Consider the following 11,538-nt stretch of genomic DNA (forward strand, 5'->3'; position numbering starts at 1 on the left):
GTTTGCATCCGGGCCCTCCGGCATTGACCTTGCCGCCTTTGCATAGCGCGCCGAGGCGTCAGTCCCAAAGGAGCTTTCCGTCAGACACACCCTGTCCGAAGACATTCTCACGGTGCCAGCGCAGGTTTTCGGGGTGGGGATGGTGTCGAGGGTCTGTCGGTCTCATCAGCTTCCCATTGGATCGGAGCAGCCGCTTCACCACGTCAACCGGTACCTTGTTCTGCGAGACAAGGATCGTCTCGCTGTCCTCGGCAACCGATATCAGCCCGCGATCAAACATCCAGTGCAAGGTCCCCGACAGCGCCAAGCCGTTGCGCACGGAGTCGCTGCCATTCATCTCCACCGGGCGGATATGAGCTGCCTGAACCTCGGGCCGCCCGCCGCCGTTGCGCAGGTGCAGCCCCGACATGGCACAGCGATAGTCATAGGCGTCCCTGACTCTGCGGCTGAAGGCGACATCGCGGTACTTCCGGCGTACGAGGCGTTCCAGCACGGGCCGCTGGAACACCAGCTGCTCTTCCTGCAGCCCTGCTGCATGCTTGTCGTATCTGTGCGCCTCGGCCCACTCGAGGTCCTGTGGCAGCCCAAAATCGACGATCCGGGCGAAATCGCCCGTTGACAGACGCCGCACGGCAAGCTGGACAGCGCCGCCCTTGAGGGGAGCCCCAGCCGCGTCAGCAAGGCTGGCTTCGAAAGGCTGGCCGTTCAGCAACCGCGGCACATCCTTGTCAAACGGCAGATAGCTTCGCGCTTCGATCAACGCGAGATATCGGCCTGCGACACCTGGCTTTGGGATGACCTGCGCAATCTTGGCAACGGCAAAATAGCCACGTGCCCCTGCCTTGACGGGCTCATAATAGATGATCCAGTCGCCCACGGCCGCTTCAAGAGCCTTGAGATAAGACCGTGGGAAATCATAGGCAGAGTCGAGCTCATCCTCGTAGATCGACTCTGCCTTGTGCATCAGAACCAAGTTTACCATTCAGGCATGCAAGCCACTCGTGCTGACATTGGCAAGAGGCAGCATGCTGAACCGCCACTGCGCGAACAGCCGGTCGGAACCGATGCTGCAGCACGGGCGCGGCGAAGAGGCCCAGGGCTTTTGCCCGGTCCGCCAGAAAGCGGGTGTCGTCGGTCACCAACCCGCCGGGCTTTTCGATCAGCACGTGCTTGCCCGCAGACAGGATGCGCGCGCCCAGATCGTGGTGGGTGTCGGGCGGGGTCAGCAGGATCACCGCATCCACGGCAGGGTCGGCAAGAACAGCGTCCAGATCAGCCGTTGCAGCCATGCCATAGGTCGCGTCAAACGCGGCCCGTCGGGCGGGACTGCGCGCGACCGCATAGGCCAGATGCGCCCGGCCTCTCAGATCGGCAAGGCTCGCCATATGCGGCGCCAGAGCCATCCCAAGGCCGACGATTGCCACTGTTTTCATGTCACCTCCGCCGACCGCATCAACGGCTTTTGCTCAAACCATACAGCGCGCATCCATGACTGCAGCCGGTCTGACACAAGGCTTCTGAAGAGTGGACCTGACGTCCCTCAGCTGGACCCAGCCGTCTGGAAGACATCGCTCCTCGCGCCCACGCACTTGCAAACCCCCGATCTGAACGTTTGATGCTAATGCATTAGCAGATCGATTTAGCGATTCAGAAGCATCACCAACGAGGATGAACTGACCTCAGCGTGTTGCTTCGGGCTCCTCCCGTTTCCCCAAGCGTCATATAAATCACTGCGGCGCGCATGTGGCGCCTCCCTATCACCGCTGTGAACATCGGCAAAGAAAAGGCGTTTCGCCGGCGCGGGAACATGATCGACCGAATGCCGGAAGTACCCCTGCACACGGCTCTGCACATCCCCATCCCCATCCACTTCCACAGCGACTGCCACTGCCACTGACCGTCGACATTTCTTGCAAGGCGGAACCATCAAAAGGTTCAATCCTCGAAGGCGACTGATTGATCCGCAACCCCGAAGCGTGGGGCTGCAAACTGCGATTGGTGCCACAGCGGATATATCTGGGGCGGCCGACTGACGGCATCCAGGCGTTGGAGGTCTTCAGGCAGCAGCTTCAGGGTCAGTGCCCGGAAGTTCGCTTCGAACTGCTCGACCGATGTGCCTCCGACGATCAGCGACGAAACCGCCGGGCGGGTCAGTGTCCAGGCCAATGCCACCTGCGCAGCTTCGACATCATGGGCTGCGGCGATCTCGTTCAGGACATCCACGATCCGCCACAGGCGGTCCTGATCACGAATGGGCGGCTCGCTCCATCCCCGATCCTGCCGGCTGTCCGGGGCCACCGGTTGCTGACGTGTATGCTTGCCGCTGAGAAGCCCTGCCGCAAGCGGGCTCCAGACCGTGACGCCAATGCCCTGATCGACCGAAAGCGGCAGAAGTTCATATTCCGCCTCGCGTGCTTCAAGGGTGTAGTGGATCTGTTGAGTGACGAAGCGTTGAAAATTGGCGCGTTCGCTGGCCATCAGCGACTTCATGACCTGCCAGCCCGTGTAGTTCGAGCAACCCGCATAGCGGATCTTGCCCTGCCGGATCAGGCTGTCCAGCGCCTCCATCGTTTCCTCGACAGGCGTCTGCCCATCCCATTCGTGAATATGGTAAATGTCGATGTGGTCGCGGCGAAGCCGCTTCAGGGAACGCTCGCATTCGCGGATCAGGTGCCAGCGGCTGGCACCTTCGTCATTGGGACCATCGCCGATCCTCATCCGGGCCTTGGACGAGATCAGGATGTCCTGACTGCGGTCTGCCAGAACCTCGCCCACGATGTCTTCGGACAGGCCCGTCGAATACATATTGGCCGTGTCGATCAGGTTGACCCCGTGATCGATGCAGCAATCGATCAATCGGGCAGCTTCGGGGACGCCCTGACTGGCGATGGCGGCAAACGGCCCCCTGCCTCCGAAGGAAAATGTGCCCATGGCAAGGGCAGAAACCTTCAGGCCGCTGCGGCCCAAGATCCGATATTCCATGTCGCTCTCCTTGTCCTGCGGTCAGGATCCGGCGGGGCTCGCCGCATTGTTGCGGACGAAATTGGCCATCGCCTCGATCAGGATGACCGCGGCGGTGCTGCCCGCATCCTGAATGCCGCGGGTCTTTTCCTGAAAGGCCGCCGCCTTGCCGTGCTGGGCCACCAGATCCTTGGTGGCCTCCAAGGCGATCACGGCTTCGGCATGGGCGCTGTCCAGCGCATCCGGCAGGGCCGCTTTCGCCCTGGCTTGGTCCTCCATGGTCCGGGCAATGGGGTGCAGCACGTCCAGAACAGTCTTGTCGCCGACCTGTGCACGGCCCCGTTGCGCGACCCCATCGCAAAATGACGACCAGAACTGCGCCATCTCGGCCGTGCCGAGTTCACTGCACCCGTTGGCCGCAGCCGAGCCGCGCAGGAACCCTGTCGCCATCAGCGTACCCATGGTCGAGGGTGCGGCGCGGGCAATGGCGGCGCCCGCTGTCTTCAGCTGCGCCTCGATCGTCGCATCGTCAAGCCCGGCCACGGCCTTGTCGGCGGCGGCAAAACCTTTCGCCATCGTCAGGCCAAGATCGCTGTCGCCCACCTGCCCGTCCAGGGTGATCAAAGCCTCTTTCTGCTCTGCAAAGACCTCGGACAGGCGTGCGAACAGCACCGGAATGTCATGAGCGGTCAATTTTTCCATCATCAGCTCCGTCAGCGTGCGATATGTTTGAAGAACGGCGTGTTCGCACCCATGGCGATCAGAGGTTCCAGTTCATCGTCCAGCTGCAGGACCGAGATGGATGCCCCGGCCATCTCCATCGACGTGGCAAACTCTCCGATGAAAACATGCCGGATCCGAGCGCCCGCCCGTTCAAGCACCTGCACGGTGCGGCGATAGATGACGTACAGCTCCTCCAGAGGCGTCGCACCCAGCCCGTTGATCAGAACGGCAACGTCCTTGTCCTTGTCATAGCTGTGCTCGGCCAAAATGCGCGCCATCATCTCGTCGACCATCTCGTTTGCGGGCGTCAGCTTCTTGCGGGTGATGCCGGGCTCTCCATGGATGCCCATACCGATTTCCATCTCGTCCGCGCCGATCTGAAAACTGGGTCTGCCCACTTCCGGGACAATGCATGGCGACAGGGCCACCCCGATCGTCCGCGTGCGGTCGCTGGCCTTTTCCGCAAGCCGCGCCACCTCGGCCAGCGGCTTCATGGCGGCAGCCGCAGCCCCCGCAGCCTTGTAGGCAAAGAAAATTCCCGCGACGCCACGGCGCTTGTGCTCTTCGCCGACGACTGACGACGCGACATCGTCACGACCCAGCACGGTCATGGTTTCGATGCCCTCCAGATCGGCCAGCTCTGCGGCCATGTCGAAATTCATCAGGTCGCCGCTGTAGTTTCCATAAAGGTAAAGCACGCCCGCGCCTTGATCGACATGGCGCGTCACCTCCAGCACCTGTTCTGATGATGGCGATTGAAAGACGCCACCCACACCGGCGCCATCCAGCATGTTTTCGCCCACGAAGCCCAGGAACAGCGGCAGATGCCCAGAGCCGCCGCCCGTGATCAGCCCCACCTTGCCGGGCACGGGATCAGAGCGCACAAAACAGCGCAGGTCGTCGCCGACATGGGTCACCTCGGGATGGGCAAGATAGATACCCTCCAGCATCTCGTCGACGAAATCCTCGGGATTGTTGATGAATTTTTTCATTGGCTTACTCCGAATATCAGGTGGTGGCCTTGCGGTCCCGCAGGACGAAGAACGCGGCGGCCAGAAGGATGAAGGCGCCGACGACGACGCGCTGCCAGGTGCTGGGAATTCCGACTAGGACCAGGACGTTGTTCACGACCGTCACCAGCAGGACGCCGATGACCGTGCCCAGAACAGATCCCGTGCCGCCCGTGATCCTTGCCCCGCCCAGGATCACGGCTGCGATGACAATGATCTCGGTTCCAGCAAAATCGAACGGATTGGCCATCCGGTTGGCCGAAGCCTGAATGACCCCTGCCATGCCCGCCAGCCCGCCCGCAAAGGCAAAGGCAAAGACGTGAACGGCGCGAATGTTGTAACCCAGTCTGGCGGCGACATCGGGCTTGCCGCCGACCGCAAAGATCGCGCGTCCCATAAGCGTCCGGTTGAAGACGAACCAGGTCAGCACCGCAGCCAGCGGAAGGCTGAGAAAATAAACCGGAAGGCTGACGGTGGCACCGCTGCGCGTGGTGATGTCGACAAGCGACCATTGCCCGAAGGCGACCATCTGCGGCGGCATTTCCATCAACCAGACCGTCCCCACGAATACGAGGAGAACGCCGCGAAACACATAGAGCGTACCGATGGTGACGATCAACGCCGGCGCCCTCAGTTCATGAACCAGCACACCGTTCACGGCACCAAGCAGGATGCCCGTGGCGACGCAGAGCAAGATGATCAGCGCCATCGGCATGTCTGGAAAGACGTTCAGAACCAGCGTGCTGATCCCATACATGGCCACAGCTCCGACTGCAGGAAACGATACGTCGATGCCGCCAGAGGCCAGTACCGTGAACACGCCCAAAGCGAACAGACCGGTTACAACACTGGCGCGCCCCATGTCGATCAAGGACGAGGGTTGCAGGAAGGCCGGGTTGATTGCGGCGACCGATGCGCAGATCGCGACCAGCAGAAAAAGACTGACCGTTTCGGGATGGGCCCTCAGAAACAGGAAAAACCTGGCGCTTCGGCCGACGCTTGTCGCGGGCTCGGTTCCGGTCGAAAGACTGTCATTCATGTGCTGCACCACGGTCATTCTGCTAGCTCGCTCTGGCTGGCGAGCATGGATTGATAGATGCGATCCTCGTCCACCTCCGTGGCCCGAAGATCCTCGACGACGCGGCCAGAATTCATGACCAGAATTCGGTCGCAGTTCTGAAGCAATTCCGGCAGATCATCCGACACGATCAGCAGGCCGATGCCCCGCTCGGCCATGTCCTGTATCGCCCGGAAGATGGTCTCTTTCGATCCAACGTCGACGCCGACAGTGGGGCCGTGAAGGATCAGCAGCCGCGGATTGATGCTGAGCCAGCGCCCGATCAGGACGCGCTGCTGATTGCCGCCCGACAGTGCTCCGACCGGCAGATCGATATCGGCGGTGTTCAGGTTCATCCCGGCGGCGATGTCCCTGGCCGCGCCCCGACCCCTGGCGCGGTCGATCAGGCCAAAGCGACCCGCAATGCGACCAAGGATCAGCGGCACGGCATTCTCAAAGATCGATTTTTCGATGAACAACCCTTCGGACAGCCGGTCCTCGGGGACATAGCCGATGCCGTGGTCGATCGCCTCTGTGGGTGATCCGATGCGGACCGGCTTTCCATCAAGGCAAAGAGTGCCGCCATCAATCGGCAGGTGACCGGCCAGTGCCATCGCCAGTTCGTTGCGACCCGAGTCCGAAAGCCCGGTGATCCCCAGGATCTCGCCGCGATGCAGACTGAAGTCGATGTCCCGGAACCCCTGAGCGCGGCTCAGGCCGGACACTGTCAGCAGCACCTCGGGTTCCGGGGCGCCATCGCGGAAACGAACGGACTCGATGGCGCGTCCGGTCATCAGCTCGGCCAGCCTTCCGCGCGTGAAACTTTCGATAGGGCCCTGCGCGACGCTCAGCCCGTCGCGGAACACGATCGCATCGCCACCGATCCGGTAACATTCCTCCAGCTTGTGGGTGACGAACAGCACGGCGACATTGCTGTCCAGCAGGCGGTTGACCACTTCGATCAATGTCTCGACCTCGTGCCGCGTCAGCGACGTTGTCGGCTCGTCCATGATCACAAGGCGCGCCTCGGCCGCGATGGCACGTGCGATCGCGACACGCTGGCGGATGGCCAGAGGCAGATCGCCGACAACGCTGTTCAGAAGGGATTTACTGGGTTCCAGCCCCGTCTTGGCAAGCGCCGCCGCCGCCGTCGAGTGAACGCGCTTGCGATCCAACACCCGCAGCAACCGCCCGTGTCCGGCAACCAGCTGTTCGCCAAGGGCGACATTCTCGGCCACGGTCAGGTTCGGCAGCAGGGACAGATCCTGATAGACCGTCTCGATCCCCGCCTCCAGCGCGGCCATGGGAGACAGCTTCGGCACCAGGTTGCCATCCAGAAAGATGCTGCCTTCGGTCGGGGCATGGGCGCCAGACATGATCTTGATGACCGTGCTTTTGCCACAGCCATTCTCGCCCAGAAGATGATAGGCCTTGCCCGCTTCGATTGTCAGATCCACCCCGGACAGGGCGCGCACCCCGCCGAACCGCTTGTGGATTCCACGAAGTTCCAGAAAGGGAGCATCAGTACTGAATCGGTTTGTCATCGAAGAAAGGCTCCGTCGGGACAAGGACTTGGTGGCGGACCGTCCGGATGATCGCAGGCAGGCTGCGGTCCCGTTCCGGACGGTCCCTGTCAAAGGTCGCGGATCAGAACAGGCGTTCGGCGTAGGTGTCCTTGTCGACGATCACCATCCCGTTGCCGACGACCAGCTTGCCCTCGCCAGCGCCTTGGGTGACCGAGACGGCTTCATAGCCTTCGACGCCCAGATCCATGCCGTCCTCCAGCTCTCCGCCCTCCAGCAGGATACGGGCGACCTCGTTCATGGCCATTCCGGCTTTTTGCGGATCCCAGAACCCGATGGCCGTGATGGCGCCACTGTCCAGATAGGCCGCCGAGGGGTTTGGCAGACCAGTCCCGACAAGGCAGACCTGCCCGGTCAGACCCGCTTCCTCGATCGCGCGGCCGACGCCCAGGACGTCGTTCCCGGCCGAGGTCTGAAAGCCCTTGATGTCGGGATGCTTGCGCAGGATTTCCTTGGCGGTCTCATAGGTGCCATTGGCATCATCGAAGGATTCGTTGTTCGGATCGACCAGTTCCATGCCGGGATACTGGCTGGCGTTCTCCTCGCCCGCACCGACCCACTGCATATGCGTGCGGCTGCCCAGTGAGCCGACAAAAGTCGTCCATTTGCCTTCCTGACCCATGCATTCGGACAGTCTCTCGTTGAGGGCGGTACCGTATTCTGCGTTATCAAAGGCTTCGATATTGGCCATGGTGTTGACCTGATTGTCCGCCTCATGCGTCACGACGATCGTTCCGCGATCAATGGCACGCCTCAGCAGCCCCTCCAGCACGCCTGGATCCATCGGCACGACCGCCAGCGCGTCGGTTCCCCTGGCAATCAGATCCTGAACGATCTGCAGCTGCTGGGCTGAATCGGCGCTGGCCGGGCCAACCTGAGAGATGTTCATCTCGGGATGCTGTTCGGCGTAAAGCTCGACCCCGGTCTCCATCCGGTCGAACCACGGGATGCCGCTGATCTTCACGACGGTCGTGATGGTCTTGCCGTCCTGTGCCCAGGCCGCTTGTCCCGCCACGCTCATCACGGTGGTGACAAGGGCGACTTTCAGGCCGGTGGTCAGCAGGTGGTGTTTGGTCGTCATTTTCTATCTCCTCAGTAGAAAACCCTCATCCTCCCGTCATTCCACGGCGCGAGGGGGTCGCCGGGAAGGTGCGAACGCGGTGATCCGGTTGATCAGATCGAAACGCGCCACGGCCAGGAAGCACAAAAGCAAAATGCCCCAGGCCAGATCTCGAACGAAATTAGACAGCCCGATAAAGTTCAGAAGGCTGGACAGAAGTTGCAGCACGACAGCCGCCAGGATCACGTTGACGACCCGGCCATGGCCGCCTTGGGGGCGGACACCTGCCATCACCGCGATCAGGATCGCGACCAGCAGATAAGAGGTGCCGTAGTCCCACTTCACGTTGACGTTGCGGGCCGCGATGATGATCCCGGCGATACCCGCCAAAAGCCCTGATACCGCATAGGTGGTCGTGATGATCCGCACGCCGCGAAATCCGCTGAAGACGGCGGCCTTGGGGTTCGCGCCGGTCAGCATCAGGCGCATCCCGTAAGGCGTCAGGCGCAAGACCGCCGCCAGAACCGTCCCGATCGCGACAAAGATCAGAAAGCTGATGGGCAGGCCAAAAATCACCCCGTTGCCCAAGGCATAAAGAGGATCAGGCGATCCAATGGTCAGGGACCGTCCGTTCGACAGCACGACCGCGATGCCGGTGAACAGCATCTGGGTTCCCAAAGTCGCAAGGATGGGTGTGATGTTGAAGCGCGAGATGATGATCCCGTTCAGGATCCCGGCGGTAAGGCCGACAATCATGCAGCCGGCCGCAAATGTCACGGTGAACAAAGCGGGCGCCGCGGACGCATCAAACAGGGAGATTGCAAAGATCCCTGCTGCAACGCCGGACATATTGGCATTTGCGATGCCCGACAGATCGATCCCGCCGTTTCCCGCGCACATGGCCAGCATGACCCCGATTGCAAGCAGACCGATCTCGGGCACCTGCGTCGCCATCGATTGCAGATTGAAGGGCGACAGGAACGCGCCGTCAGAAACCACCCCGCCAAGGGCCAAAAGCACCACAGTCAGGACACACAGAACCAGCAGATTCGCATCGCGTTTCACTACTTCTCCTCCCCAGGATTTAGTAAAACATACGCTTGATTTAGTGAAACGCTAGCAGCAAGTTGTCAGCCATGCAACGGATTTGTCGAACCTGCCGGCTTTGCAGGTGTCAGGCCGTCGGTCGGCCTTGGCTCCGGGGTGGTGTTGTATAGAAGATGGTGTCGTCTGAAGGAGCGGGCGTTCGAAACATGGATAAACCAGTCAAAAAACCCGCAACCCTACGGCAAGTGGCCGATCTTGCCGGCGTCTCGGCCTCGACGGCCTCACTTGTGCTTAATGGCAAGGGCGACATCACGCAGAGCACGAGGGACCGTGTGCTGGCTGCGGCGACGGATCTTGCTTATGCCCCCCGGACGCCCAAAATCAGGGCCGATGCCGCGCAGACGATCCGCTTTCTCAAGCTTTCGAAGCATGGCGACACGGTGAACCGCGATCACAACCACTTCATTTCCGACTATATCGACGGCATGTCCCACGAGGCCACGCGCCGGGGCTATAATCTGGAGGTCGTGGCCCATGACGGGGTCGATATTTCGGCCTTGCTGGCGACAGCCGATGGCAGGGGCCAGATCATTCTTGGTACCGAATTGTCGGAAGAGGATATCCTGACGCTTTCGCGTGGCGGGCAGCCAGTCGTTTTCATCGACACGTATTACCGGCATCTGACCGCGAATTTCGTCGACATGGACAACGATCAGGCCGTGTTCTGCGTCGCCTCGTACCTTGCGACATCGGGCTTCGATCGCATTGGCTTTGTCGGCAGCCATTCTGATGTGACGAATTTCCGGCTGCGCGAAAAGGCCTTCACCCGCGCCTGCGCAAGATTGCAGCGCCAGGTCGCGCAGGAAGACACCCTGCACGTTTCTGCCAGACGTGACGGAGCCTATGCCGAGGCTCTTCAGCACCTTGCCGCGCAGGACAGCATAGCCGACGCTTACTTTTGTGTGAACGATATTGTTGCCCACGGGCTGATGCGGGCCTTGCAAGAGCTGGGTCACAGGATCCCCGATGACGTCTCGGTCATCGGTTTCGATAATCTGCCGATGAGCAGCCTGTTGTCTCCTGCCCTGTCGACTGTCGATGTGCCAAAGCGACAGATCGGCGCCATGGCGGTGAATCTGCTCGATGATGTCATCAGCAACGGTCACGCTCAGCCGCCGATGAAGGTGCTGGTGACCGGCAGACTGATTTTGCGCGAAAGTACGGCATCTGACACCGAGTAGCAGATTGTTCTTAAAAAATATTTCCTGCAGTCAAACCGTCTGTCAATCTGACTCTCGTCATTGGCTGCTGCCTGCAAAGACTATAATGCGCCGATAGCAGATGCCCATATTGTCTGTGTGCTGTAGACATCATTGACCGCCACCATCAGTCGGCCTCCTGCCTTTCGGGTAGACGTGCTGAGTCCAGCGTTTCTGGTAAGTCATTTCCCGGCCAGCGGCACCAACCCCACATCCGACAACGGCCTTTGCAGTGCCTTCGCATCGTTCCAGTCGGCGTTAAGCCAGACGTCGATCTCCTCCGGCGTGGTCAGGATCACCGGCATGGCCTTGGGGTGGATCGGGTTCACGACAGCCTTCCGCGCGGTGATCAGGAACCCGAACAACTGATGCCCCCCGGTCGTGGCGTCTGCCCGTATTCCGAAAAGGCCGTCGCGGGGATCACGCAGCGGCTTTCCGGCCCCAGCCAGCGCCGCCAGTGCGGGCTTGCGGATGTTGGTGACGCCGGTGTCGGGCGCATCCGGGGTCTTCAGGAACTTCGGCGGAGTGGGCATGCCAAAGGTCATTCGCGACAGCGCGCGCCCGTCCTTCGTTTGCCGGACGACGGGCGCCGAACGATCAGGGTAAACGTCGAGGTCGGGCTCCAGATTACCAGCGATGTCGTGGGTGATCCGCACGAAGTCACGGATCGCCTGCTGATTGGTGGTCAGGTTGTAAAGATTGCAGACGTCGCAGCCTCTCTCATGCTCTGGCAACAGACTATGGCACACCCCCTGCTCCGGCCTAGATCACGATTTCCGCCCGCCCGTAGACTCCTTGCCGCGACAGGAACAAACTAGGCCTGTAATTCTCCGCCCCC

General features: G+C 61.2%; 11 protein-coding genes. 1 reads left to right on the forward strand and 10 read right to left on the reverse strand.

Annotated features, from left to right (window positions below):
• Positions 1–58: 58 nt before the first annotated feature.
• From EG885_RS06225 to EG885_RS06265, 9 genes are all read right to left on the reverse strand, one after another.
• A complete protein-coding gene (locus EG885_RS06225) occupies positions 59–982 on the reverse strand; it encodes an HNH endonuclease (RefSeq protein ID WP_131573619.1) in 924 nt (307 codons plus the stop codon).
• Positions 933–1,424 (reverse strand): Gfo/Idh/MocA family protein, encoded by a 492-nt coding sequence (locus EG885_RS06230; RefSeq protein ID WP_242679530.1) that lies wholly within the window; start codon positions 1,422–1,424, stop codon positions 933–935. The genes EG885_RS06225 and EG885_RS06230 overlap by 50 nt, the downstream gene beginning before the upstream one ends.
• A 511-nt stretch (positions 1,425–1,935) precedes the next feature.
• Positions 1,936–2,982, reverse strand: coding sequence for an aldo/keto reductase (locus tag EG885_RS06235; protein ID WP_131573621.1), 1,047 nt, complete (start codon positions 2,980–2,982; stop codon positions 1,936–1,938).
• Between the two features lie 21 nt (positions 2,983–3,003).
• A complete protein-coding gene (locus tag EG885_RS06240; protein ID WP_131573630.1) occupies positions 3,004–3,663 on the reverse strand; it encodes a dihydroxyacetone kinase subunit L in 660 nt (219 codons plus the stop codon).
• Between the two features lie 11 nt (positions 3,664–3,674).
• Positions 3,675–4,676 carry a dihydroxyacetone kinase subunit DhaK gene (locus EG885_RS06245; protein ID WP_131573622.1) on the reverse strand — a complete coding sequence of 334 codons (1,002 nt, stop codon included), beginning with the start codon at positions 4,674–4,676 and terminating at the stop codon, positions 3,675–3,677.
• Positions 4,677–4,692: 16 nt separating this feature from the next.
• On the reverse strand, positions 4,693–5,733 hold the full coding sequence (locus tag EG885_RS06250) for an ABC transporter permease (protein ID WP_131573623.1): 1,041 nt from the start codon (positions 5,731–5,733) through the stop codon (positions 4,693–4,695).
• A gap of 14 nt (positions 5,734–5,747) precedes the next feature.
• Positions 5,748–7,295, reverse strand: coding sequence for a sugar ABC transporter ATP-binding protein (locus EG885_RS06255; protein ID WP_131573624.1), 1,548 nt, complete (start codon positions 7,293–7,295; stop codon positions 5,748–5,750).
• Between the two features lie 103 nt (positions 7,296–7,398).
• A complete protein-coding gene (locus tag EG885_RS06260; RefSeq protein WP_165571058.1) occupies positions 7,399–8,415 on the reverse strand; it encodes a substrate-binding domain-containing protein in 1,017 nt (338 codons plus the stop codon).
• A gap of 36 nt (positions 8,416–8,451) precedes the next feature.
• A complete protein-coding gene (locus EG885_RS06265) occupies positions 8,452–9,459 on the reverse strand; it encodes an ABC transporter permease (RefSeq protein ID WP_131573625.1) in 1,008 nt (335 codons plus the stop codon).
• 188 nt (positions 9,460–9,647) lie between these two features.
• Between EG885_RS06265 and EG885_RS06270 the strand changes: the two genes are divergently transcribed.
• Positions 9,648–10,682: a LacI family DNA-binding transcriptional regulator gene (locus tag EG885_RS06270; protein ID WP_131573626.1), complete on the forward strand. Its 1,035-nt coding sequence runs from the start codon at positions 9,648–9,650 to the stop codon at positions 10,680–10,682.
• Between the two features lie 200 nt (positions 10,683–10,882).
• Here the strand turns inward: EG885_RS06270 and EG885_RS06275 are convergent, their stop codons facing one another.
• Positions 10,883–11,449, reverse strand: coding sequence for an SOS response-associated peptidase family protein (locus tag EG885_RS06275; RefSeq protein ID WP_242679531.1), 567 nt, complete (start codon positions 11,447–11,449; stop codon positions 10,883–10,885).
• Positions 11,450–11,538: the final 89 nt, after the last annotated feature.

Source organism: Paracoccus nototheniae, from assembly GCF_004335005.1.
In the GTDB taxonomy this organism is placed as follows: Bacteria; Pseudomonadota; Alphaproteobacteria; order Rhodobacterales; family Rhodobacteraceae; genus Paracoccus; species Paracoccus nototheniae.

Excerpts from the sequence above, each read along its gene's own strand:
- EG885_RS06260 (WP_165571058.1), bottom strand. The coding sequence starts at position 8,415 with ATGACGACCAAACACCACCTGCTGACCACCGGCCTGAAAGTCGCCCTT.
- EG885_RS06245 (WP_131573622.1), bottom strand. The coding sequence starts at position 4,676 with ATGAAAAAATTCATCAACAATCCCGAGGATTTCGTCGACGAGATGCTG.
- EG885_RS06235 (WP_131573621.1), bottom strand. The coding sequence starts at position 2,982 with ATGGAATATCGGATCTTGGGCCGCAGCGGCCTGAAGGTTTCTGCCCTT.
- EG885_RS06240 (WP_131573630.1), bottom strand. The coding sequence starts at position 3,663 with ATGGAAAAATTGACCGCTCATGACATTCCGGTGCTGTTCGCACGCCTG.
- EG885_RS06270 (WP_131573626.1), top strand. The coding sequence starts at position 9,648 with ATGGATAAACCAGTCAAAAAACCCGCAACCCTACGGCAAGTGGCCGAT.
- EG885_RS06255 (WP_131573624.1), bottom strand. The coding sequence starts at position 7,295 with ATGACAAACCGATTCAGTACTGATGCTCCCTTTCTGGAACTTCGTGGA.
- EG885_RS06225 (WP_131573619.1), bottom strand. The coding sequence starts at position 982 with ATGGTAAACTTGGTTCTGATGCACAAGGCAGAGTCGATCTACGAGGAT.
- EG885_RS06250 (WP_131573623.1), bottom strand. The coding sequence starts at position 5,733 with ATGAATGACAGTCTTTCGACCGGAACCGAGCCCGCGACAAGCGTCGGC.